This is a genomic window from Opitutales bacterium, from assembly GCA_013215165.1.
Lineage (GTDB): Bacteria > Verrucomicrobiota > Verrucomicrobiia > Opitutales > JABSRG01 > JABSRG01.
Genome location: JABSRG010000022.1, coordinates 23,303 through 47,248 on the forward strand (window position 1 = coordinate 23,303; position 23,946 = coordinate 47,248).

Consider the following 23,946-nt stretch of genomic DNA (forward strand, 5'->3'; position numbering starts at 1 on the left):
TTTGAATACTGCTTCATGCTTCGCTTTCCCTTGAGGAAATCCTATGAGGCTCGGATCGATAGACATAATTATCCACACATTCATCTCCTGATAAGGAGGTAGTATCCGCTCATGGAATCGATCGACTACGTCTTAAAGAGTGCACACATCTTCTATTGCCCGCCGGATTTTTCCTATGCGTTTAAAGATCAATTACAATCGTGGTCTGGATACATCCTGGGGATCACACTCGATGGTAAGGGAGTTTTCCGACGCCCTGGTCATGAAAAGATACTTACTCGAGGTGAGACCTACTTGATCCATCTTCATGAACATGACTACTCGATTCAAAACCTGACGACGGATACATGGGCGCTCGCGTGGATATACTTCCAGCCCGTTTCTCCCCATCCCCCCCTGAAGGAACATCAGTGTATTCCAGACATCCTGTTCGTCGAACAGCTCCTCTATCGCCTGACACAGTCTTTCAAAGAGAAAGAGAAATCCGTTACGCAGTCTTGGTTCAGTGCTCTCCTGGATTTACTTTCTACGCCCTCAAAGGCTAAAATTTCCTTATTTGAAAATGACCAATATCATGCCCGGCGCATGAACCAACTGATCCGTAAGGTCAGAGCGAAACCACAGAATCGCTGGTCTATCAAGGAAATGGCTCATATCGTTGGCATGAGTCCAACCCATTTTACGCGTGTTTTCACGCGTCAGATTGGCCAATCGCCCGGAAGATTTCTCATTGAAACCCGATTGGAAATGGCGAGGTCATTTCTCGAAATAAGCACGATGCCTGTTGCCGAAATAGCGGCGAAACTAGGCTACCACGATGCATTTGCCTTCAGTCATCAGTTTAAAAAGTATCAAGGAGTGAGCCCGAAAGCATGGCGGGATAAGTCTTCTGGATAAGTCGAGGAAAAATCGACTGTAGATTAGGCGACAAAACCTACCTGTTCTTAAAGATACGATCTGCGTTTTCGGGTTCACTTGTGACCATCGCTTCGCGCGATGTGCTTCATGGTCGTTTTCCAATTGTCGCTCAAAAGCTCAAAGTATAATCGATGAGAGCCATATTCCTACGTTTTCGTGTCCCGTTTTCTTGAATCACATAGTATCCATTGAGGTCGGATATTACATGAACAATGAGCCCTCGAATCATGGTGCACTTCGGAATGAAGAACTATGATGGTAAGTTCGATCACTCCCCCAACTGACTTAAATCGAGGTCTTTAAAATCCATGGGAAATCGAAGAACTGAAAACCCGGAGAGACAATGACGATACCAGAAATCAAAAACGGAGCTCGCGTGACTCAGGCAGACGTCAAGTTAGCATGTGACGCTGGAGCCCTAATTGTCCGTGGCGTGGTACAACCAGAAGAGCTGGATGTGTTGCAAAATGAAACCATGGACGTGATCAATTACATGAGCCGCGAACAACCGCAGGGAGAGGGCGAATGGTTTTATAATTCAGAAGGAATACCGTACCGCATCCATTGGATGGGTGAAAAGATGAAGTCCTACGTGCCGTTTTTGGGTAATCCTAGGCTATTACAGGCCATCGAAGCCCTGTGTGGAGAGCGCTTTCTTCCGGTTTCGACCCACACCATGGTATTTAAGTTAGAGAATAGCGGGGCAGAAGTGCCTTGGCATAGAGATTGGCAGTATATTCCTGAGGGAGCTGAGGGTTTTTGGGACTGGTCTAACTTTCCAATCGCGGCGATGTCGATGGCGCTAGATCCCTACACTGAGGAGACGTCCATGTATATTGTCCCAGGGAGCCATAAGTGGGAATATGAGGAAGCTATGGTCATGCGGAAGAAGCTGCAGAATCCCTTTAATACAGAGGGCGCAGTCCCTGCCATTCTGAAGCCTGGGGATATGTTGATCCACAACCATCTCGTGCTGCATGGTTCTTGGAAAACCTCCGGTGCCATGAGACGCGGGTTGCAATGTTCATACTGGTCTGAGGCCTTGATCGACTTTGCTCAAAAATGCGATCCTGACTACGATTTGGAGATTGATCACAAGAAACGCATGTTAGCAGCGTGTGTATGGAGACGCTTATTTTGTGATTATGCGCGTGGTGAAGTGCCGTATCTCCCCAAGGGAATGAGTCTGGAACAGCATCCATTAAGCACGGACGAAAGAGTCGGATCCCCTGCTTGGAAGTTTAAGCAATTCAGTCATCAGGAAGTAGCAGCAGGGGTCAGCTAATGATCTTAGAGCCCTGGCATTTTTCATGGACGGTTTCTGACCTGGAGAAGTCTGTCGTGTTCTACACGGAGCTATTAGGCTTCGAATTAGTTCACGAGCAAGTGCAGCAAAACGCATACACTGAAAAATTAGTGGGTTATGCGGGTGCTCACTTGAAGGTCGCGATGTTGAAGCTGCCAGGCCATCACCCTGGGATGAGTGGTCATATGCTTGAACTGTTGGAATATGTATCTCCGAAAGGCGAAACGTATACCGAAGGAACCAATCATGTCTTGGCGGCTCACTTAGCTTTGTGCACGGATAATATTCATGCACAGCACGACAGGTTATCTCAGGCCGGGGTAAAATTCGTATCTGAGCCAGTGGCACTGACTGCTGGCAGGAATGCGGGAGGGTATGCGTGTTATTTCCGCGACCCAGATGGTTTTACCTTAGAATTACTTCAGCCGCCTGCGAGTGTATTAAGCTCTGCGCGCGTTGGAGAAACAGCATAAGTGAATGGCGGTAAGACTGTGAGCACCCGAATAATGGATGAGCACCGTGTCCGTTTCTATGAACGGATGTATTTAATCCGAAGATATGAAGAGGAGGCGATAGAGCTGTACAAAGAGGGACTCATCGGCGGGTCCATCCACCCGGCTGTGGGTCAAGAGGCTGTGGCAGTAGGAGTGTGCGAGGCCTTGGCTATTGAGGATCAAATTACCTTTACGTATCGAGGCCGGAGTTGGTTTCTGGCTAAGGGTGGTGACGGAGCCAAGATGTTGAGTGAAGTGTTGGGAAAGGGGCACGGCATCTGTCAGGGTAAGGGAGGTCCGATGCATCTATGTGATCCGGCGCTGGGTATTTTGGGCGCCAATGGAATTGTCGGTGCCGGAGCACCTATTGCTGCGGGAGCTGGTTTGGCGGCGCAATTGGATGCTGCCAAGCTGGGTGCTACAGATCTGCCCAGGATCGCAGTGACTGTCTTTGGAGATGGAGCGACGAATCAGGGGGCGGTCCATGAGGCTTTGAATTTGGCTGCTGTTTGGAAGCTTCCAGTGATGTTTATCTGCGAAAACAATCTTTATGGTGAAATGACTCCTTTAGAGGACTCAGTTGCGGTGGACCGGTTAACGGAGCGTGCTCGGGGGCATGGGGTGAGAGGAATTCGGATCGACGGAAATGAGGTCGAGGAGGTGTATAGAGTCGTTTCAAAAGAGCGAAAGCGGATGTTGAAAGGGGGCGGTCCTGTCTTCATCGAAGCTATGACTTATCGGTTGCTGGGACACATGATAGGCGACCAAGAAGTCTATCGCCGCAAAGAGGAGGTCGAGGAATGGACAGCACGTGACCCGGTGAAGACTTATCGCGATGGATTGTCCTCAAAGGGGGCAGATACCGAGCTTAAACTAAAGGCAGCTGAGGACAGGGTGGAAGAAGAGTTAAAGCGTTCTGTCGATTGGGCACGCTCTGGAGTGGAGTTACCTTTAGAACAAATTACTGAAGATGTCTTTTCATCATAGGATGTTAGACTGAGGAGATAAGTTTATGAGGCGTGTGCTATATAATAAGGCCCTAAACGAGGCTCTAGCAGAAGAGATGGAGCGTGATGAGCGTGTCATTTTGATGGGAGAGGACATAGGGCTTTACGGAGGTGTTTTCAAGGTGACGAGCGGGTTGTGGGAGCGTTTCGGGGGAGAGCGTGTAATAGACACGCCTATTTCGGAAACTGGCTTTTTAGGAGCAGCTTTGGGCGCTGCGATGAATGGCTATCGTCCTGTGGTGGAAATCATGTGGATCGATTTTACGCTTGTGGCGGCAGATCAGATTATAAATCAAATCGCCAAGGCTAGATATATGAGTGGAGGGCAAGTAAAGGTGCCCCTCGTGATAAGAACCCAAATGGGTGGATTTCGAGGCAATGGTGCTCAGCATTCTCAGTGTCTCGAAGCCTTGTTCGCCCATATTCCAGGACTCAAGGTGGTGATTCCCTCGACTCCCAGCGATGCGAAGAGGCTATTAAAAGCATCGATTCGGGATGATGATCCGGTTTTGTTTATTGAGCATAAGATGCTTTATCCGATGAGTGGCGACATCTCTGACGAGGACGATATTGAAGAGATCGGAAAGGGGAAGGTTGTGCGAGAGGGGACCGATGCGACAATCGTCAGTTGGTCGCGTTGTCTACACTTTGCTTTGGATGCTGCTGAGCAGTTGTCACGAGAGGGTAAGGAGGTCGAGGTGGTCGATGTGAGGAGCTTAGTTCCGCTCGATGAACCGTTGATTTTTGAGTCGGTGCGCAAGACCAATCGTTTGGTCGTCGCCCATGAGCCTCATCGTCGTTATGGTCCCGGAGCAGAGTTGGTGGCCCAGATTCAAGAGCATTGTTTCGATTATTTAGATGCCCCGATCGTGCGTGTGGGTGCATGGGACTGTCCGATTCCCTACAGCCGGGAGCTAGAGAAGCAGGTATTACCCGGCGAAGAGTCTATATTACAGGCCGTGCGTGAGGTGTTAGATACACGAGCTCAGTGACTCGGTTATGCTGTTTCATTGTCAGATACACATTAATTTGTCGGACAACATTTCCGCCGAGGCGACTGACAATCTATATTCTAAGGAATTTCAGCAGGGAACGCGTTTGATGGAGTCGGGTAAGTTGGTGTCTATCTGGAGGATTTCTGGAAAAAGAGCCAATATTTCGTTATATGATGTAAGAGATCGCGTTGAGCTCGATGAGTGTCTGAGGTCGCTGCCACTGTATACTTTTATGGAGATTGTCATTACCGAGCTGGAGACTCATCCGCTTACTCATCGGTCTGGTTTACCATGAAGGCTCCGTCTGTAGCCTCCTCATGGATCTCTTCGCGGCGCACGGGCTCCACAGGCTTTCGATTGTATTCGGCTTGGGCTTCAGCAACGGCAAAGAATTCTTCCATAGCTTGGACACGGCGTGCTTCCCGGTTCGATGGGGCTTCCACCTGTCCGTTTAGGAAATCGCGGACCGTTGCACTGACCGACGTGCCTGCCTCAGCTGCTCTCACTCTGGCATGATGGTAAGTAGCCTCATCCACCTTAACCGTGATATTTTTCATCTGTGCAGCTTAGTAACTGTGCCAGTATCCGAGTCAACCGGCTTTCACATCGGCATCCTGGGATGGGTTTATCTGCCCCCGAAATGCCGGGTCTCAGCTTGTCTTGGGTCCTTCCATCTACTCCAGATCTAGCATAGTCTAGACTCAGTGTTTCGTTCGCGTTTGGAGGGCTCTTTTGATCTTTTTGGCTCCTCATTGCGTCTCGGAAAAAAATGCCACCTTGAAGTTTTGATTTTGATAAGCTTAAATCAAGAAATTTTAAAACACTGATGTAGAGTGTGTTGTGTGCGTGCCAATTCTAATGGCACGCGAGCTGTTGAGTGGGTCGTATGCTTGAAGCACTGCATAACCGAGCCAACTACCAGATCGCCAAACAGATGATGGATGTGACCCACGAGCGGCACAAGGCCCTGGCGAGTAACATAGCAAATTTCGAAAACCCTGGATACAAGCGCATCGAAGTGGCGCGAGCCTTTCAAGCCGAGCTGCACAAGGCAGTCGCTGCAAAGGATATCGAGCGCATCAAGGAATTGCGCCCGACGCTGGAGGTAGATCCTCGGAACCTCCCAGAACGTGCAGATGGCAATAACGTTAGCCTTGAAAGTGAGTTACTGGAAATGAATCAGAATTCCCTCCGCCATGATTTCGCTCAACAGATGGTGAGCAGCTCAATCAAACGTCTCAACATGGCCATCAAGGGCCAAAACATGTGAGGTAGCCCATGAGTATGTCGCTGATTCCTGGCATTGATGCCACAAAGTCCGCCCTTGATGCCGAGCGTCTACGGTTAGACATCATCGCCCAAAATATCGCCAATGCGCAAACGACCCGCGATTTCGACGGTCAAGCGTATCAGCGGCGGGTTGTCGTCTTCGAACAGGCCATGAACAATGCCCAGAGTACGAATGGGGCCGATGCTGTTCAGAAGATCAAGGTGTCCGAAATTGGGGTAGACGAGACGCCCGGTCCCCAAATTTACGATCCCCAGCATCCCCACGCTAATGAAGAGGGGATGGTACAAATGCCCAACGTGCAGCTGTCGCGTGAGATGGTAGACCTCATCACTGCCACCCGCGCTTACGAGGCCAATCTAAAAGTAGTGTCTGCCTCCCGCCAGATGGCCAGCAAAGCCCTTGAAATCGGGCGCGGCTAGATCCCAAGACCTTTTCAAATCCCAACTTCTATTCCATTATGTCCATACTCAGTTCCATCGAAGGATTCAGCCAGAATTTTGTTCAGACCCAACCTCAAGCACTCCGGGAAAAGACGGCTCCTAACAAACCGTTAGATGTTGAGGAATTTGTCAAATCGTTCAGCCCGCAAGACATTCAAGAGCAGTTCGAAGGTAAAGCCCTAGATCCCATGGGCATTGTGAGTGGGGACCGAGCGCAACTCCCAACAGGGCGGACGCTCGATCCAGGAAGAGGGGTATCTGACTTTCTTAATGAAGTAAACTCCATGCGTAAACACGGTGCCGCGATGGCCCACGAGGTGATGGCAGGAGAGAGCGACAATTTACACCAAAGCATGATCGCGATGCAGGAAGCTGGAGTCGCCTTCAACCTGATGGTCGAAGTGCGTAACAAACTGATGGATTCATACCAAGAACTGATGCGCATGAGCATCTAAGCAGAATCCTGATCTCCAATTACGGGCTAAATCTCTGATATCGTGGGCAATTTCATTCAGCAGTTTTCTAAAATCTGGACCTCACTCGGGATCAATCAAAAGGTCTCGATCATCCTCTCTGTCGCAGGCGTGCTCATTGGTATGGCTGCCATCATGTTTTGGTCATCTCGTCCTCGGATGCAGTTGCTCTATGGTCGGCTCGATGCACGGGAAATGGCCGAAGTCGTTCGCGTCGTGGAAGAGTCGGGAGTCGAATATCAGCTGCAGCAAAGCGGTTCTGCTATTTTTGTTCCGGACTCCCAAGTCCATGGAATCCGTATGCGCTTGGCGGCAGAGGGCATTCCGAACGGGGGGACAGTCGGCTTTGAGATTTTTGATAAAGGGAACTTCGGTATCTCAGACTTTGTTCAGCGCACAAACTACCTGAGAGCTATTCAGGGTGAGTTGGGCCGTACCATCTCTCAGCTCCGCGGTGTGCGCAGTGCTCGTGTTATGGTGGTGATCCCGGAGAACCGCATGATCTTGAACGAGAACAACTCGGGCGCTTCAGCTTCTGTGTTTGTCGATACCGGGGGAGCCATGCTCGACGAAGGGGCAGTGTCCAGCATCCGCTTTCTTGTGGCCAACGCTGTCGAGGGCCTGGATGTCCAAGAAGTCGCTGTCGTCGACAGTATGGGGAACGCCCTGTCTCAGGACCTCGGAAACGAGGGCCTGGTTGGCGGGGCTTCCGGGCAGTTTAAGCACCAGCAAAAGCTGGAAAGCTACTATGCCAATAAAATCGAATCGATGCTCACACCGATTGTTGGACTGGGCAACGTGATCGCGCGTGTTTCAGTTGAGCTGGATACTTCGACACAAACGCTCTCTGAGGAACTCTTCGATCCCGAGGGTTCTGTCGTGCGCAATCAATCCGTCACCGAGGACACATCCACATCATCTAATGAGACAGGGGGCACCGCTGCCGGTCTGACCAGTAACCTCCCGGACGGGGAAAATATTTCCTCGCGCCCCCGTGAAACCTCACAAGACGAGCGTACTACACGCACCATAAATTATGAGATAAACCGTACTATACGCGAGACAGTCCAGATGCCTGGAGGGATCGCTAATATTCAGGCAGCCGTCCTAATCGCCTCGATTATGGATGGAGACGCGGCGGACGCTCAGCCCGTGGCTCGTGACCAGGCCCAGCTGGACAAGATTCGCCAGATGGTGATCAATTCACTCGGCATCATCCCTGCGCCTGGGGCCAATTTAGACGAACTTGTAACTATTGCAGAAAAGCCATTTGTCATGCCGGTCATTGCTCCGCCAGCTGAGCAGAGTCCACTTATGATGAACTGGAGCGAAATTGCGCGTAACGCGGTTGGCGTGGGTATCGCAGTGGTCATGTTCGCTATGTTTCTGCGGATGCTCAAACGCTACAAACCCGATTCGATCGACGTTGAAGTCATGGAGGAGCGCAATGCCGCCGCCGCTCAGAAACAACTCGAGGTCGCTGAAGGGGCAGCACACATCACTCCAGAATTTCTCAACGAGCTGATTCAAGAACGTCCAGAAAACATTAGCACGGCCCTTAAGAATTGGGTCGGTGCCAACCAGAAGCGATAGCCGCAGGAATTAAGCACGCACTCAAGGAGGAGACGCCATTATGAGCAACCAGATGACCCAACAAAATTTCGAGCCAATCGAATACGATCAGTGTAATAAAATACAAAAGATTGCGCTGTTTCTGATCGTCATTGGACCGGAGGCTGCGGCGGCACTAATCAATCATTTTGAAGACCATGAAGTAGAGGCCATTTGCCGCGAGATCACCAAGTATCAAATGATCGAGAAAGACCTGAAGGACAAGGTCCTCAATGAGTTCTCGGACGTCATTATGAGTAGTTTGGGATCCGTGCTCGGTGGCTCTGGCTTTGCCCACCGCACTCTCGAGTTGGCGAAGGGAGACTTTAAAGCTAATTCCCTGTTGAGCCGCCTGTCGCCGATTGGGAACTCCCTTGAGGTGATCAAAGAGATCGGCGACATGGAGCCGCGGCAGATTTATAATCTAATACGCGACGAGCAGTCTCAAACGATCGCGTTTATTATAAGCTATCTCAATATCAACAAGGCGGCCGAAGTGATCGAGATGTTGTCTCCGGAGATACGCGAAGAGGTGGTGGAGCGTTTAGGTGCCATGGAGATGACCTCGCTTGAGCACGTGGCCAAGGTGGTTCAAACGATTAAGCGTCACCTCGATATCAAGCAGAAGACAAGTCGTCACCAAAGTGGCGGCGTACGGACAGTGGCAGACCTCCTCAACTTGCTCGACAAAGATGTGTCAAAGTGCTTGCTCGCCACACTGGAAGAGCGCAATCCCGCATTGGGCATGCAGATCAAGCGGAAGATGTTCAGCTTCGACGATTTGGCGGGTCTGGAAGTCAGCGACTTACAGCGCATCACCCGCGAGATCGATATGCAGGATCTCGTAGTAGCTATGAAATCTGCCAACTCCACGTTGCAGGGATCTATCTATGGATCGGTATCCAAGCGTGCAGCCGAGACACTGAAGGAGGAGATCGAGATGCTGGGGCCGGTTCGACTCAAGGAGGTCGAGGCAGCGCAGGATCGGATTATCCAGATTGTCCGCCGTCTCGAAGAAGAGGGCGAAATTCAACTCGATGGAGGAGCAGACGGTGGCGTTCTCATGTAAGACTTTGAAGTTGAATCGCCCCATTCACGGGATCGATTTATCTTACTTCGGGCCGCCACCTGTGCACCCTGAGCAGCTTGAGGTTGCTCAGAAAGAGGGATTTGCCGCAGGAGAGGCGGCTGCTTCAGAACGTCACAATGCTCAAATACTCGAGTATCGGAATGAGCTTCAGACGCTCCATGATGACGTGCTCGGATCCATTGATCAACGTTTCCAGGAACTGTGTGCAGGCATCTCCGAAATGCTTCCAGATCTTGTTGTCGAGGTCGCCCGCAAGGCGTTGCCGACGGCCCGTTTCGAGGTCGATGAGGTGAAGCTGCTTATTGACCAGTTAGTGGCTGAAAATGGCGGTGAGGAACGGGTCCTTTCGGTGAAGGTTGGAGAGCGTGATTTCGATCTCTTAAACAAAATGATGGATCCAGAAGGAACCTCTTCAGAGCTCAGCCACGGCGGCATTCGGGTCGAGCGAGATCTGAACCTCGGTACAGGAGATTGTATACTTAATACAGAATATGGCCTTGTAGACGCCTCGGTCGGTACGCGTATCAAGCATATTCGCGCGGCATTAGAAGGCGAAAAGGTGAGTGATGATTGATCTTTTGGCAGAGCGTAAAAGCTGGATTCACAGCCGCCTCGATGGCCTAAATCCGGTTGAAAAAGTGGGCCGCGTGGTGCGTGTTTCTGGATTACTCATTGAAAGCGAAGGTCCTGATGTCGCGGTCGGCGACATTTGTGAGCTCAAGTCCGGTCGCAAATCTGAGTCTACCATGGCAGAGGTGGTGGGATTTCGTGACCAAACGGTTCTCTTGATGCCGTTGACAGATATGGGAAATATTCACCCAGGCTGTGCGACTGTGCTGGCACCTGGGCAGAATCGAATTCCTGTGGGAAATGCGTTGTTAGGTCGAGTGATCGATGGTCAAGGGCGGCCCCTAGATGAAAGAGGCCCGCTGCGTTGCGACTTTGAGGATCGAATTCTGAATGCAAGCGCCCCCAACCCTATGAGCCGCCAGGGAATCGATAAGATCTTCCAGACAGGTGTGCGCTCAATCGATGCATTTACGCCCTTGGGCGTCGGACAGCGTGTCGGAATTTTTGCCGGTAGTGGGGTCGGTAAATCGACGCTTCTCGGTATGATCGCTCGCGGAAGCGCTGCCGATGTCAATGTGATCGCCCTCGTCGGTGAACGGGGTCGCGAGCTCAGGGAATTTATAGAGCAAGATCTGGGGGAGGAAGGGATGAAGAAGAGCGTGGTGGTGGTATCGACTTCGGATCACTCTGCGCCCCTTCGATTGAGAGCTGCATTATTGGCCACAAGTGTTGCTGAGTCTTTCAGAGATCAGGGCGCCAACGTCATGTTGATGATGGATAGCGTGACGCGCTTTGCTATGGCGCAGCGCGAGGTCGGCTTGACTGTGGGCGAACCGCCTACGAGCCGAGGTTACACCCCGTCAGTATTCGCTTTGCTACCCAGGCTTTTAGAACGTGCGGGTAACAGTGATCGCGGCTCCATTACCGGTATTTATACGGTTCTTGTTGAGGGGGATGATATGAATGAACCCGTTGCCGATGCCGTACGTGGTATCTTGGATGGACATATCGTACTTCGGCGTAAGTTGGCAGCAGCAAACCATTTCCCACCGGTCGATGTTCTCGACAGTGTCAGTCGGTTAACGCGACGCATATGCAGTGAAGAAGAGCAGGCGCTGATGGCGGAAGCCCGCGACCTCTTGGCGCTCTACAGAGAGAATGAAGACCTGATCCAGGTAGGCGCCTACACCCAGGGGACTCAGCCCAGATTGGATCGAGCCATCCAGAGACATGACCCTTTGATGCAATTTCTAAAACAACACTTCGACTACCTGGAAGCAAGGGATGATACCATAGCACAATTAAAAGGAGCATTAGCATGAGACGTTTTAACTTTAAACTGCAGGGTTTTCTTTCGCTCAAATCCAACGCCGAGGAGAAAGCACTCGATGCCTACGCGCGGAGTATGCAGGAGCGCCAGCTCGTCGAGCAGCGTTTAGATGATCTGAAGAACTTCTTTGTCATGACTCAGAAACAGCAGGTTGAGCGGCGTGAACATGGGATGGACGCATGGCAGTTTCAGCACGACTTCGTGGCGCTCGCGTCTATCCGTGACGAGATTCAAGAGACCGAGAACGCACTCAAGGAGGCGCTGGATAAAGAAGCTGCTTTCCGTACAGAGTTCCTCAATGCCAAGGCGGAGCGCGAGATGGTGGATCGCTTGCGACAAAAGAAAGAAGACGAGTTTTACGAGGAGATGCGCCGTCGAGAGGAGCTGGAGTTAGAAGAGATAGCGATGACCCGCCACGCGCGGACAGCAGGCTCGCAAGCTTAGGGAACGATGGACATTTTTAGATCATACTGGGTGCTCGCGCTCCTTGCCCTTATCGTGAATGTGGGAACGTTTACCGTGGCCTTCATGAATGGCAAAAGTGCGGTCATGTCTGCCTGGCCGAAACCCGAGCCGGTGCGTGACCCGACACAAAAGTCGCCTCATGTCCCTTTTTGGGATTTTAGCACGACACAGATCGAATCGCTGATCGACGACCTTCAGGCTGAGAAAACACGGTTAGAAGAGCGTGAGATGGCTATCAGCAAGATCGAGACACGGGTTGATGCCGAGCGCCGCGAGGTGGCTCGGCTAAAGCAAGAGATCGAGACCTACCAAGATGAGCTGATAGATCGTATCACTCGGGTGGAGGAGAGCGAGGCGCGTAACCTCAAGACCCTGGCCGATACCTACACGGGTATGCCTCCAGAGATGGTCGTCTCTGTCTTTGAGGAAATGGACGACTATTTCGTCGCAAAACTCCTTTCGCTCATGAACACCGAGACGGTCTCTGGCATCTTCGAGCAGATGGTGGCCCGGGGAAACAACGACCCGGCCAAGGTCCGTCGCGTAGCTTCACTTTCAGAACGTCTCCGACTTTTGGAGAAACAGAAGAAATAATCAGACCCATCTGGGCGACGGGCAAGGAGGCAGGCCGCTCAGCACAATTCAACTTTCCAGGGACGGAAATCTCATGAAACCATTCCATGCAAGGATCTCCCATAGCCGCTCCGGTTGCGCCCAAAATGTCATCCAGCCCTGCATCGTCATCACCGGTAGTCCGGTCGCAGAAGTATGATGCAACGGCTCCTGATACCGAGTCGAGTGCGTCGTTTGAAGATGCGCTTAATTCATTCAAAGACCCCTCAATTGCGTCCGCCACAGACAAATCGCAGACTCGAGTAAGCCGAGGTGGCGGAAGCGGTGCGAAAGAATCTGATTCAATTGATACAGATCCAACTACTGCTAAACAGCGAGCCGCAAAGATCACCGATCAGTCTTCGGATGATAGCGTCAGTTCGAGCGATTTGAAGGGCTGGGTTCAGCAGATTGAGCAGAGCCAACAAGCTAATTCCGAAGAGCTGGAAGCTGTGGTCGCTATGCTCAGTAAGCTTATCGAAACGCAGCCGCAGCTACGTCCCTTTATTCAGCAAGTTGTGGACGGGCTCGATTTGAATGTAATTCAGGCCCAGTCTGTCGCGGGTGTTGAGAAACAGAATGGACTGGCTGAGCTGATTCAGACGCTTCGAGAGTATGTCGAGCCTGCAAAAACACAGCCTCTACTTACGAAATCAGAAAGCGTTGGATCTCAATCCTTGTTTGATAAGCTGCAACACCTGGGTAACCGCGCGGTATCTGTAATAAAGCAGGCCTTGGCTCAAGCCGGCGGAACCACTCAGGTGGGAAGACAGCAAATACAGAATCCAAGCGAAGCTAAGACACAAATTTCTTCAACAGCGAATCCTGCCCTCAAGCAGACGGTGGTGGTTGAGGAATTAGGAACGATTCAGCAAGGCCTGAAAATCGCAACGAACGAAGCTAACAAAGCTATTGAGGGAAAACCAATTAGGGCTCAAGCCAGTCAGCAGACACAGGCTTCTGACCCAAAATCAGAAAATCTGATTCAAGCTCAGGAGAAGCTAAAGGCAGTTCAAGCCCACCAGGCAAAAATGGCCGAAATCCCCACTGTAGAACAGGCGGAAAAAACTGCCAAGAGTGTTTTTGATGCCAATCTTGAGAATTTAAAAAACATTGATGGTCAACAGGTAAAGAAGGGTCAAGGGGTTGAGGGAACACCGAGTGCTAACCAACAATCAATGCGTGATGGTACAGGCAGTAAATTTGGAGAAATCCCCCCTCTTCGTGTCAATGGCAAGGGTGCTTCGGTGATCGAGCAAACGAAGCCGACCCCAAATCGTCTCACAGCTCAGCTGGCGTCAAATTCGTTTCAGTCGATGACGACGCGCCTTACCGATCTTGGGAAAGATACGGAGCATCTTTTCGCCAAAGCTGATGGAAACTCATTGGCCAAGGCAGATGTGGGCAACCTGCTCAATACGCGACAGGTTGCTGAAACCGTCGGGAACAACCGGATAGAGGCTGTAAAGGCTGTTCAAACCGCACTTCAGACCATCCAGGAGACCTCATCCAGTCGGATGCGTTTCAGCATCCAGGTTCCCGGAGGTGAGCGCGTAGATATTCAGATGATTCAGCGAGACGGAGGCCTTCAAGTGCGTCTTGCTACAGCATCCGCTGAGCTCCGCGATACGCTAGCTCGAAACTGGGATAGTCTTCAAAACGCGGCAAATAACCGAGGCGTCCGGTTGATGGCTCCCGTAGTTGAGAGCTTACAACAGCCCGCACAACAACAAGCATTTCAAGACCGAAACAGCGGTCAGTCATCTCAATCTCAAAATCAACAAAACGCTGGAGATTCAAATCAACAACAGCGTCAACCTGACCATCCAGAGGACCGTCGACGTGGACAGTTCGGCAGACCACAGCCGCAAAACGAGCAAGAGCACACCTCATTTGATGATCAATTCAGCCAACTCACCGGCTCACAACAAGGATAAGCCCATGTCAAATATCAGCGCAGTTCAAAACACGCCCAACGTCCTTCAACAAACTGAAGAACGGACTAATCCAATCCCTCAGCAGGAACTCGGTTCCTCAGATTTCCTCTTGTTGATGACTGAACAGTTAATGAATCAGGATCCTCTCAAGCCCATGGAGGATACCGAGTTTATCGCCCAGATGGCGAGCTTCTCCTCGCTCGAGCAGATGCAAACGCTGAACGACACCTTCGCCCTGTTCGCGGGGACAGAGCGCATGGCCTCGGCCCAGGGTTACCTTGGGCAAGAGGCGACAGTCTTCAATGGCCAGCAGGAGATCAGTGGCATTGTCCAATCTGTTGCTGAGGTGGATGAGCAAATCGTTCTGACCATCGATGGGGTAGAATATCCATCCTCAGCGATCACCCGTGTTTCCCTGCCTAGTTCCGGTAACCAGCAACAAGATTCTTAAAACCCTAACCTCCCTTAATTTAACAAAGGAGATAATACTATGATCGGATCCCTCGTCAGTGGCGTCAGCGCCCTTAAATCCTATACTCGTGGCCTTGAGGTTGTGAGTAACAACATCGCCAACGTAAACTCCGTTGCTTTCAAAGGTTCTCGAACGACCTACCAAGATACATTCAGCAAGCTGATTCGCGATTCAACACCGTCATCGGGTGCTGCATCGAATACACCGGCGGTACAAATCGGAACCGGTGTCCAGGTTAATTCCATTTCGACTAATTTTACTCAAGGTCCCGTCAACCAAACTGGAATCAATACGGATCTAGCAGTCGTTGGGAATGGCTACTTCAAAGTACAGGACCCTGTCTCGGGGACTAATTACGCTACACGGGCAGGTAACTTTAAGTTTGACGACAACAATAACCTTGTGAGCCAGGAAGGGTATCGAGTCCAAGGACTCAACGGTGGCTCAGTTCGTTTGGTAGCTTCCGGTACTTCAGCCGATAACTTGATCTTCTCCTTGTCGACTACCCCAGCGGATACTGTGACTCCTGCTACTTCAGGAAACGTCAGTGCTACCGTGCCAGATTTCACGGTGGGTACGGGTGCTTTCAGTATTGACCGTACGGCAGTTCCCGGTGGCATCGCCGATGCAGATGTTGCGGCCGCGGCTCCAACGCTAGCATCGGTGGCTTTTAGTCCTTCCGGAGAGGTGAACGCGCTCTTGACGAATGGACTGAGCTTCCAAATTGCAACGATCCAGATGACCGACTTTGTCGACCAGCAGGCACTCAAGAAAGAGGGGAGTGGCTTGTATACTGGCTTTGAAGCGGCAGGTCAGAAAAATTCTGGAAATCTCTTCACCCCAGGGACCAACGGAACCGGAACGATTCGATCTGGTGCATTGGAGGCCGGTAACGTCGATCTGACTGAAGAGTTTTCAAACATCATTACTACCCAGCGGAGCTTCCAAGCTGGAGCCCGGTTGGTGACCACATCGGACGACATCCTCCAGGAAGTCGTAAACTTGAAACGATAATAGAGATCTACGGGCCTGAGCCCATTTACCCTAAACTTTTGTTATTATGGCCGACGAAGCTGTTGAAGATCTACCCGAAGCGGGTGGAGCCAAGGGTCCCAGCCCACTCATCCCAGTGCTGGCAATAGTCATCATATTGCCAGTGATCAATTTCATGATGACCCAGTTCATGCTTATCCCGGGAATGAAATCAGCGCTTGCTGAGACGATTCAAGAGAGTGGCGTGATGGCCGAGGGTGAAAAAGGCCGGGGCGAAAGCAGTGCTCCCTCTGCTGCAGAGAGCTCGGAGGAAGGTATTGCTGAACCTGCATCCTACGAGTTCGATGGTATTATCGCGAATCTCGCTGGTTCGATGAGAAGTCGCTACGTAAAGGTCAGTTTTATGGTCGAGGGCTCGGATCCCGAGTTTACAGCGACCATGGAGAAAAACCGGACTAAACTGATCGACGCAGCAATCGGAGTTTTAGCGGCGCTGACGATTCAGGACCTCGAAGATGCGGGAATCAAGAATGTCATCCGCAACGACTTGATAGGTTCCTTCGAAGCGGCACTCAGAAAACGCATCGTCGAGTCCCTCTATTTCTCCGAGTTCGTAGTTCAATAATTACTCCATAGATTTGTTATGATGCCACCTGATCCAGAAGATATGGGCGATGTTGGAGCTGATTTTCTCAGTCAGTCTGATATCGATCAGCTCATGGCTGATGCGGGTGGCGATGATTCTCCAGCATGTGACATTTACTCGCCCCAAGGAGTCAAATATGAGGACGCGTCCAACATCCACATCGAGACCTATGACTTTCGTAATCCGGTCTTCCTCACGGAGATCGAGTTGCGGCAGGTGCGGATAAGGCATGAGCAGTTTATTTACTACCTAGCAGCTCGGCTCTCCATGTTTCTACGCATGGATTTCAGCCTAAAGATGTCTAAGCTGCATACTACACCCTATATAAAATTTACCGAAGCGATCCCGAACCCGACCCATATTGTCCTCTTCAAAGTAGAGCAATTGGCAGGGGTCTGTGTCCTCGATATGAGTCCACGCTTGGCGATGACAATTATTGATCGTCTCTTGGGAGGTAAGGGACACAGTGTGCGCGAGGAACGTTACCTAACTGACATCGAAATCTCCTTAATGGACGATGTCATCTCTGTCATCCTGGAGGAGTGGTGCAGGCAGTGGGAAGACCTACGCGAGCTCAATGCTTCCATCGTGGGTCGCGAAAACAATGGCCGTTTTCTTCAAACATCACCGCACGACGCCATCATGCTCATCTTGACCATGGAGGCCGCGATTGGCGACTGCTCCGACTATATGCAGGTGGCGGTGCCATACTATACGGTGGAGCCCATCATCAAGCAGATGCAGGAGGAGTCCAAAACCTACAGCCGTACCGACGTCAAAGAGAAGTCCATGGCATGGCGCTCGACCTACAGCGACATCAAGGTGCCCGTCGTGGCAGAATGGGACTGTTTCGATGTATCGGTGGCAGATATACTCAGCTTGAGACCAGGCGACCTCATTGAGCTGCCGCGTGATATCATTCAAAAGACGAAAATCCGCGTCGAAGATACGACCTGCTTTACGGGCGAGGTCGGTATTAACGAAGGACAAGTGGCGGTCAAGATAACGGATCGAAACCTCAACCTTACCTAGCAATTCATGGAAAACCTTACAGAGTCAAAAAACCTCGACGTCGTACTCGACGTGCAGGTCCAAGCTACCGTTCAATTGGGATCTTGCGAACTCCCAATGCGCGAGATCTTTGAGCTCAACCCCGGCTCTGTTCTACAGCTCAAACAACAGGCTAAAGATCCCGTCGGACTGTTTGTGAATGGCAAACTCATCGGCTACGGCGAAGTCGTCGTCGTCGAGGACAACTTCGGTATCAAACTTACGAAAATGGTAGGCGAGCTAAAATAATGATGCCTTCTTGTCAGTCCACTTCTTCGATAGGCTCTATCCGGCGATGGCTTACGGCCTTTTTTTGGAGTCACCTATTGATAATGAGTTTTGTTTCTCAGAGCCTGCAGGCTCAAGAGGAAGCGGACTCAGAACAAAACGCTGAGGAGCAAGTATTCGTTCCTAAAACTATCGGTGCTTCCGATGATGAACAAATTTTCGGTGAGGACCCCATCGACTCAAAAAGCCTGCTCACACGCGCGGGTTTTTGGATTATATTGATGGCCTTATTAGTCATCGGATTTACATGGCTAAACCGCAAAGGCTTCTTTCGCAATCGCTCCCTCGGTGGCCACACCAAAAGACTGGTCATTGAAGAAACCACCTCATTGGGCAATCGCCAATACCTTGTGGTAGCACGCCATAAAAACCAATCGATGCTACTCGGAGTGGGGCATGGTTTCATCCATCACTTGAAGGATCTCGAGCTCGACTCGAAAGAGGATACCGAACCCTTCAAATTGGAGGACGATGATTAAGGGTTTTTCAACCACGGCGTTCATCCGCACCACACGTTTGTTCCAGGTTGTAGCCGCGGCGCTCTGCCGCCGCGCCGATGCGTTTGACAACTCAAAACCCACAGTCACTCCAAAAAGACCAGACGGCTCCAATTTCTTAGCAAAGATCTTACTCTCCGCTTTGTTAGGATTCGCCTTATTCGCAGTTCCAGAGCTATCAGCTCAGTCCGGTGGACCGCTGAGCGTTAATGTCGAGTTTGGCAGCGATAACAACGACTTTGGAATGGCGATTCAGATCGTCATCTTGATGACTATCCTGACTATCGCACCCTCGATTGTCATCATGATGACTTGCTTCACGCGCATCGTCATTGTGCTTGGGTTTGTACGGACCGCGATGGGGGTGCAAACCACTCCGTCCAACCAGATCATCATCGGTTTGGCCCTGTTTTTGACCTTCTTTATCATGGGGCCGACTTTGTCGACTGCCTACGAGATGGGACTCCAGCCTTACACGGAAGGCGAGATTACCAGTAAGGAGGCGATGCAGATTACCAGCGATCAATTTCGCAGCTTCATGATGCTGCACACCCGTCCCGACGATATCGAATTTATGCTCGGCCTCAGTGGCTTGGGCCCCACTGCCGTGAGCGAGATTCCTATGCGTGTCATCATACCGTCCTTCATGTTAAGCGAACTGCGCACTGCCTTTCAGATGGGATTTCTTCTCTTCATTCCCTTCCTCGTCATCGACTTCATGGTCGCTTCCACCCTGATGGCGATGGGGATGATGATGATGCCGCCGATCATCGTATCGCTCCCCTTCAAACTGCTCCTGTTCGTCCTCGTCGACGGTTGGGCGCTGATTGTTCAATCCATCGTTCAAAGTTTCCAGATATGAGTATCGAAATGGCCATCGACGTCTTTCAGACGATGATCAAGTTCGCCCTGCAAATGGTAAGCCCGATCTTGTTCACTGCGATTGGAGTCGGGGTAGCAGTGAGTGTGGCTCAGACGATTACTAGTATTCAGGAGCAGACACTGACTTTTGTGCCCAAGTTGTTTGCGGTCAGTGCAGTTATGATTGTTGGAGGCGGGTGGTTCCTCACCGGATTGATTAACTACGCTCAGGGCGTTTTCGAGCTGATTGGCACCATGGGGCGATGAGCTTTTCTGTTCCAGATCTGGCATTGGGATTCCTTATTCTATGCCGATTGTCTCCGGTTGTTTTTCTATTTCCTGCCTTTGGGTCGCGTTTTATCCCCACTCAATTCCGCGCGTTGATTGTAATGTTTCTCACATTTACCTTCGTATCGAACATGCGCTTAGAGCCGGTGTTCTTTTCTTCGCCGATGGAACTGGTGGTGGCCGGGTTTACAGAGGTAGTCATCGGTGGACTCATCGGCATGGCATCGCGGATGGCCTTTTGGGCTATTGAATTTGCCGGTTTTGTCATCTCCCAGGAAATGGGCCTCATGATGGCCGCAGGCATGGACCCGCTCAGCGGCATGCAGTCTTCGGTGGTTGCGTCGGCCTTATATTATTTGGGCGTCTTGATTCTCTTTGTTACCCAAGCACACCACGATCTGATCTGGGGTTTTGGCGAGACCCTCGTATATTTGCCCGCCGGAGTGGGGTGGTTGGAGATTGATTCTCCCATGGCCCTCGTAGCCGAGACAGCTCGGGTCTTTCATATCGGCTTTTTGATGGCTGCTCCCTTTGTGGCCGTAAATATCCTGATCAACCTGGTATTTTCAGTTTTAGGCCGTGCGGCGCCTAAGATGAACGTATTTCTGGTCAGTTTTGCTGTGCGCATCCTGGCTGGACTGTCACTGCTCGTCACAACAAGCGTCTTACTCGCTCATTACATCGACCGCGAAATAGGACGCATGACGTCCGTCATCACCCAATTCCTTGGAGGCTAATTATGGCTGAAGAAGATAAGGATATGAAAACCGAGGAGCCGACTTCGAAGAAGAAGACGGAGCAGTTCCAAAAAGGTAATTTCGCGAAAGCACAGGAGATCGGGATGGTGGGATCACTCTCGTCAGCCTTTGTGATGATTTTGTTCATGGCTCAAGAGTCTGCCATGATCCTGGCCGAGTATGCGCGCTACATGTTTAACAACCTGTCTGACATCCAATTTACCAAGGAGATCGCCATGGAGCACATTGCCCAAGCGAGTCAGGTCTTGTTGCAGGCGGTGGGACCATTTGCAGCGGTTATGGCGGTCACTGCCGTCGTCGCAAATGGACTGCAAAGTGGGTTTAAACTGACACTTAAGCGCATGGAGCCGTCACTCACTCGCTTCAATCCTGTAGCCGGTTTCAAGAAATTTTTTGGCAAAGAAGTGTTTATGAACTTCGTATTTGATGTGGCGAAGTTCTTCGGGATTGGAGCCATCCTCTATGGCGTGCTGGATCGTATTCTCGCCGACCCCATCTTTCACACACCGGTCCCCGTAACACACATCGGCGGCTTCATTGTGAAGACCATTCTCGAGCTCTTTGCTCTCCTGATCGCCTTCATGATCATCATAGCGCTGTTACACTTCCTCTTTCAAAAGTGGAGGACACACAAAGACATGATGATGACCAAGCAGGAAGTGAAAGATGAGAACAAAAGCTCCCAAGGGGACCAAGAGATCAAGGGACGTCAGAAACAGTTTGCCCGAGAGATCCTCCAGAAGTCCATGATGCGCAAAGTTGAGACTGCCGACGTGGTCGTTACCAACCCTACACACTACGCGATTGCCTTAAGGTATGAACAAGGCAAGGACGCAGCTCCCATGATTGTCGCCATGGGTAAAGGCCACATTGCTAAACGCATTAAAGCGATCGCTGCTGAGCATGGTGTGCCGATGGTCGAAAATCGTCCCGTTGCTCGGATGCTATACAGCATCGGGCGTTTAGATCAACCGATACCTGCGGAGCTCTATACCGTCATCGCTGAGATACTCAGCTACGTCTATAAACGTCACCGCTATTACTACCACCGCCTCAAACAGCGCCGCCTGGAGGAGCGCCTGGCGTCATAACGACACGTTTTTTGATTTATGGCTGATACAGTAAAGAAACCGCTGAACTTGGGCAAGATGCTCAAGAGCCCAGACCTCGGGTTTACCATCGCGATTTTTGGTATCGTTATTCTGCTGATCTTACCGATACCGCCTGTCTTCATGGACATGCTGCTGGCCCTCAGCATATCCCTGTCACTGCTGATTCTCCTCATCATCGTCTATGTAGAAAAACCGGCATCCTTTTCAGTTTTCCCAACTATTTTGCTCTCAGTCACCCTGTTTCGATTGGGGCTCAATGTTGCAACTACGCGACTCATCCTAATCGACGGTTATGCAGGGTCCGTTATCGACTCATTCGGAAATTTTGTGGTTCAGGGTAACTACATCGTTGGTGCAGTGATCTTTCTCATCCTGATCATCATTAATTTCATCGTTATCACGAAAGGTGCCGGCCGTATCGCTGAAGTTGCCGCGCGTTTCACACTCGATGCCATGCCCGGTAAGCAGATGTCGATTGATGCCGAACTGAATGCGGGCCTTATCTCTGAAGACCTAGCCCGATCTCGCCGTGCCGAACTTCAGAAAGAGTCCGAGTTCTATGGAGCCATGGACGGAGCGAGTAAATTTGTCCGTGGTGACGCCGTGGCAGGCATCCTCATCACCCTCGTCAACGTCATTGGGGGCATAACGATCGGAATGCTTCAGAAAGGCATGGGACTGGGTGATGCACTGCAACGCTACACCTTGTTATCCATCGGGGACGGCCTGGTTTCCCAGGTGCCGTCGCTCATTGTTTCAGTAGCAGCGGGTATCCTGGTCACGCGGACATCCGAGGGGGCCAGCCTCGGCACATACCTCACCAAGCAGGTGGCAATTTATCCCCGAGCCATCCTTGGTGCAGGATGCCTTTTATTCTTTTTCGCAGTCATCCCAGGAATGCCCTTTTTTCCCTTCCTATTCATGTCCTGCGTTTGCTTTTTTACTTTTAACTACATCAAGAAAAACGGCTTGGAAGAGAAGATAAAGGCAGAGCAGAGGCTCCTCGAAAAAGCCGATGCGTTGCCCGGGCCCACAGAAGGGGAGGGCGGCGAACAGGCAACCGATGGTGAAGCCGCCCCTAAACCCGGAGCGCCGGAGGAGATGGAGAAGGCGATCCAAACCGACATCTTTGCTATCGAGCTAGGCTATGGTCTCCTCAATATGGCAGACCGCAAACAGGGTGGGGATCTTCTCGACCGCATCACTGGGACACGGACCAATTTCGCTCGGGAATACGGCCTCATCGTTGGAGCCATCGCTGTCCGTGATAACGTAGAAATCGAAGCGAATTGCTATCGGTTTGTCCTGCGAGGCAAAGAAGTCGCCCGCGGCGAAGTCTTGCCCAACCGCCAAATGGCTATGAACGTTTCCGGAAGTCAGGTGGAGTTGAACGGCATCCCCTGTGTCGAGCCGGTGTTTGGTTTAGACGCCGTGTGGATCACTGAAGAAGAGCAAAATCATGCCGAGATCAACGGCTACACCGTAGTCGATGCAGCATCGGTTTTAATTACCCACCTGTCGGACACACTCAAAGAGCTGGCCCACCTCATCGTCGAACGCGAAGACGTCCAAAAACTGGTCGACATGGTGAAGGATAAAAACCCGACACTCGTCAACGAACTCCTCCCCGATAATGCCAGCATCGGCCTCATCCACCGGGTCACTCAAAACCTCCTCAAAGAGAAAATCCCCATAAAGAACTTCGCTATCATCCTCGAAGTCCTCGCAGACTACACCCCCTTTACCAAAAACCCTGACGACCTCTCCGAGCAGGCCCGTCGCAAACTCTCCATGTATTTCGTACAGAATTACGAAAACGAAGAGGGAAAAGTGAATGCCGTCACCCTCGACCCCCATCTGGAGCAATACCTCGCTAGCCGCGTGCGCCGCACCCAATTCGAAGTCGGCTTAATGATGGATCCTCAAACGACCCAACACATCATCGACGAACTCAATCCGCGGCTGCAGTCCCTTACCGAATCCGGAAGCCTTCCCGTGCTCGTCACCTCCGTCGAAATCCGCCTCGCACTCTTCCGCTTCCTCGAGCCCAACTTTCCCAGACTCAACGTCCTCTCCTACCAAGAACTCCCCGCAAGCACCCGCATCGAAAACTTCGGAGTCATCACCGCCCCCCCCAATATGCCGGCCATCCTCCCCCAACAAGAGCCCGCAGGCTAGAAGCGCGGATGGGGTAGGGTGATCACTAGAGCGATCGCCTTCGGGCGGTCGAAGGCCACGGCATTCCTCCCAGGACCGTCGAGCCCCAGCTCGGCACAACATATTATAAAAATTAACGTTCATTCGCGGACCGAAAATCAAACCGATCCAAGTCGCAGACCGACAGCGATCACGATCACGACAACGATGTGTCGTCCTGAAATAGGTTGTCATTTCATACACGAAATCGAAACCAATGAAGGCAGCTAAGAAAGAAAAAATCGT

General features: G+C 51.2%; 28 protein-coding genes. 27 read left to right on the plus strand and 1 reads right to left on the minus strand.

Annotated elements, in window-relative coordinates; genetic code table 11:
* Window positions 1-111: 111 nt before the first annotated feature.
* From HRU10_06425 to HRU10_06450, 6 genes are all read left to right on the plus strand, one after another.
* The gene (locus HRU10_06425) at window positions 112-897 is read left to right on the plus strand and encodes a helix-turn-helix transcriptional regulator (GenBank protein ID NRA26870.1); all 786 of its coding nucleotides are present in this window, start codon (window positions 112-114) and stop codon (window positions 895-897) included.
* Window positions 898-1,261: 364 nt separating this feature from the next.
* Window positions 1,262-2,203 carry a phytanoyl-CoA dioxygenase family protein gene (locus tag HRU10_06430; protein ID NRA26871.1) on the plus strand — a complete coding sequence of 314 codons (942 nt, stop codon included), beginning with the start codon at window positions 1,262-1,264 and terminating at the stop codon, window positions 2,201-2,203.
* Window positions 2,203-2,697: a VOC family protein gene (locus HRU10_06435; protein ID NRA26872.1), complete on the plus strand. Its 495-nt coding sequence runs from the start codon at window positions 2,203-2,205 to the stop codon at window positions 2,695-2,697. Before HRU10_06430 ends, HRU10_06435 begins: the two co-directional genes overlap by 1 nt.
* Window positions 2,698-2,730: 33 nt before the next feature.
* Complete coding sequence (locus HRU10_06440; protein NRA26873.1) at window positions 2,731-3,705, plus strand: thiamine pyrophosphate-dependent dehydrogenase E1 component subunit alpha; 975 nt, start codon at window positions 2,731-2,733, stop codon at window positions 3,703-3,705.
* Window positions 3,706-3,730: 25 nt separating this feature from the next.
* On the plus strand, window positions 3,731-4,717 hold the full coding sequence (locus HRU10_06445) for an alpha-ketoacid dehydrogenase subunit beta (protein NRA26874.1): 987 nt from the start codon (window positions 3,731-3,733) through the stop codon (window positions 4,715-4,717).
* A gap of 7 nt (window positions 4,718-4,724) precedes the next feature.
* A complete protein-coding gene (locus HRU10_06450; protein ID NRA26875.1) occupies window positions 4,725-5,015 on the plus strand; it encodes a muconolactone Delta-isomerase family protein in 291 nt (96 codons plus the stop codon).
* Here the strand turns inward: HRU10_06450 and HRU10_06455 are convergent.
* Window positions 4,990-5,277, minus strand: a complete 288-nt coding sequence (locus HRU10_06455) for a hypothetical protein (protein NRA26876.1) — start codon at window positions 5,275-5,277, stop codon at window positions 4,990-4,992. The two genes, HRU10_06450 and HRU10_06455, sit on opposite strands and share 26 nt — an antisense overlap.
* 329 nt (window positions 5,278-5,606) lie before the next feature.
* Between HRU10_06455 and flgB the strand changes: the two genes are divergently transcribed.
* The 21 genes from flgB (at window position 5,607) to flhA (ending at window position 23,682) form a co-directional block, all read left to right on the plus strand.
* Window positions 5,607-5,990 (plus strand): flagellar basal body rod protein FlgB, encoded by a 384-nt coding sequence (flgB, locus tag HRU10_06460; protein ID NRA26877.1) that lies wholly within the window; start codon window positions 5,607-5,609, stop codon window positions 5,988-5,990.
* 14 nt (window positions 5,991-6,004) lie between these two features.
* Window positions 6,005-6,430, plus strand: a complete 426-nt coding sequence (flgC, locus tag HRU10_06465; protein NRA26878.1) for a flagellar basal body rod protein FlgC — start codon at window positions 6,005-6,007, stop codon at window positions 6,428-6,430.
* A 209-nt stretch (window positions 6,431-6,639) separates the two neighbouring features.
* Complete coding sequence (gene fliE, locus HRU10_06470) at window positions 6,640-6,906, plus strand: flagellar hook-basal body complex protein FliE (protein NRA26879.1); 267 nt, start codon at window positions 6,640-6,642, stop codon at window positions 6,904-6,906.
* Window positions 6,907-6,948: 42 nt separating this feature from the next.
* Complete coding sequence (gene fliF, locus HRU10_06475) at window positions 6,949-8,517, plus strand: flagellar M-ring protein FliF (GenBank protein ID NRA26880.1); 1,569 nt, start codon at window positions 6,949-6,951, stop codon at window positions 8,515-8,517.
* 52 nt (window positions 8,518-8,569) lie between these two features.
* Window positions 8,570-9,604, plus strand: a complete 1,035-nt coding sequence (gene fliG / locus HRU10_06480) for a flagellar motor switch protein FliG (protein NRA26881.1) — start codon at window positions 8,570-8,572, stop codon at window positions 9,602-9,604.
* Window positions 9,573-10,199, plus strand: a complete 627-nt coding sequence (locus HRU10_06485) for a hypothetical protein (protein NRA26882.1) — start codon at window positions 9,573-9,575, stop codon at window positions 10,197-10,199. The genes fliG and HRU10_06485 overlap by 32 nt, the downstream gene beginning before the upstream one ends.
* Window positions 10,192-11,517 (plus strand): FliI/YscN family ATPase, encoded by a 1,326-nt coding sequence (locus tag HRU10_06490; GenBank protein NRA26883.1) that lies wholly within the window; start codon window positions 10,192-10,194, stop codon window positions 11,515-11,517. The genes HRU10_06485 and HRU10_06490 overlap by 8 nt, the downstream gene beginning before the upstream one ends.
* Window positions 11,514-11,969 carry a flagellar FliJ family protein gene (locus tag HRU10_06495; protein ID NRA26884.1) on the plus strand — a complete coding sequence of 152 codons (456 nt, stop codon included), beginning with the start codon at window positions 11,514-11,516 and terminating at the stop codon, window positions 11,967-11,969. Before HRU10_06490 ends, HRU10_06495 begins: the two co-directional genes overlap by 4 nt.
* 6 nt (window positions 11,970-11,975) lie before the next feature.
* The gene (locus tag HRU10_06500; protein NRA26885.1) at window positions 11,976-12,584 is read left to right on the plus strand and encodes a hypothetical protein; all 609 of its coding nucleotides are present in this window, start codon (window positions 11,976-11,978) and stop codon (window positions 12,582-12,584) included.
* A 125-nt stretch (window positions 12,585-12,709) separates the two neighbouring features.
* Complete coding sequence (locus HRU10_06505; GenBank protein ID NRA26886.1) at window positions 12,710-14,539, plus strand: flagellar hook-length control protein FliK; 1,830 nt, start codon at window positions 12,710-12,712, stop codon at window positions 14,537-14,539.
* Between the two features lie 4 nt (window positions 14,540-14,543).
* The gene (locus tag HRU10_06510; protein ID NRA26887.1) at window positions 14,544-14,990 is read left to right on the plus strand and encodes a hypothetical protein; all 447 of its coding nucleotides are present in this window, start codon (window positions 14,544-14,546) and stop codon (window positions 14,988-14,990) included.
* Between the two features lie 39 nt (window positions 14,991-15,029).
* Entirely contained in the window at window positions 15,030-16,025 is a 996-nt protein-coding gene (locus tag HRU10_06515; GenBank protein NRA26888.1) for a flagellar hook-basal body complex protein, read from the plus strand.
* A gap of 46 nt (window positions 16,026-16,071) precedes the next feature.
* Window positions 16,072-16,629 carry a flagellar basal body-associated FliL family protein gene (locus tag HRU10_06520; GenBank protein ID NRA26889.1) on the plus strand — a complete coding sequence of 186 codons (558 nt, stop codon included), beginning with the start codon at window positions 16,072-16,074 and terminating at the stop codon, window positions 16,627-16,629.
* 42 nt (window positions 16,630-16,671) lie between these two features.
* Window positions 16,672-17,682 carry a FliM/FliN family flagellar motor switch protein gene (locus HRU10_06525; protein NRA26890.1) on the plus strand — a complete coding sequence of 337 codons (1,011 nt, stop codon included), beginning with the start codon at window positions 16,672-16,674 and terminating at the stop codon, window positions 17,680-17,682.
* A gap of 6 nt (window positions 17,683-17,688) precedes the next feature.
* On the plus strand, window positions 17,689-17,949 hold the full coding sequence (gene fliN / locus HRU10_06530) for a flagellar motor switch protein FliN (GenBank protein NRA26891.1): 261 nt from the start codon (window positions 17,689-17,691) through the stop codon (window positions 17,947-17,949).
* Between the two features lie 83 nt (window positions 17,950-18,032).
* Window positions 18,033-18,467, plus strand: coding sequence for a flagellar biosynthetic protein FliO (locus tag HRU10_06535; GenBank protein NRA26892.1), 435 nt, complete (start codon window positions 18,033-18,035; stop codon window positions 18,465-18,467).
* On the plus strand, window positions 18,460-19,347 hold the full coding sequence (gene fliP, locus HRU10_06540) for a flagellar type III secretion system pore protein FliP (protein NRA26893.1): 888 nt from the start codon (window positions 18,460-18,462) through the stop codon (window positions 19,345-19,347). The genes HRU10_06535 and fliP overlap by 8 nt, the downstream gene beginning before the upstream one ends.
* Before the next feature lie 8 nt (window positions 19,348-19,355).
* Complete coding sequence (locus HRU10_06545; protein ID NRA26894.1) at window positions 19,356-19,613, plus strand: flagellar biosynthetic protein FliQ; 258 nt, start codon at window positions 19,356-19,358, stop codon at window positions 19,611-19,613.
* The gene (locus tag HRU10_06550; protein NRA26895.1) at window positions 19,610-20,371 is read left to right on the plus strand and encodes a flagellar biosynthetic protein FliR; all 762 of its coding nucleotides are present in this window, start codon (window positions 19,610-19,612) and stop codon (window positions 20,369-20,371) included. The genes HRU10_06545 and HRU10_06550 overlap by 4 nt, the downstream gene beginning before the upstream one ends.
* Before the next feature lie 2 nt (window positions 20,372-20,373).
* Window positions 20,374-21,483 carry an EscU/YscU/HrcU family type III secretion system export apparatus switch protein gene (locus HRU10_06555; protein NRA26896.1) on the plus strand — a complete coding sequence of 370 codons (1,110 nt, stop codon included), beginning with the start codon at window positions 20,374-20,376 and terminating at the stop codon, window positions 21,481-21,483.
* An 18-nt stretch (window positions 21,484-21,501) separates the two neighbouring features.
* Window positions 21,502-23,682 carry a flagellar biosynthesis protein FlhA gene (gene flhA, locus HRU10_06560; protein ID NRA26897.1) on the plus strand — a complete coding sequence of 727 codons (2,181 nt, stop codon included), beginning with the start codon at window positions 21,502-21,504 and terminating at the stop codon, window positions 23,680-23,682.
* Window positions 23,683-23,946: the final 264 nt, after the last annotated feature.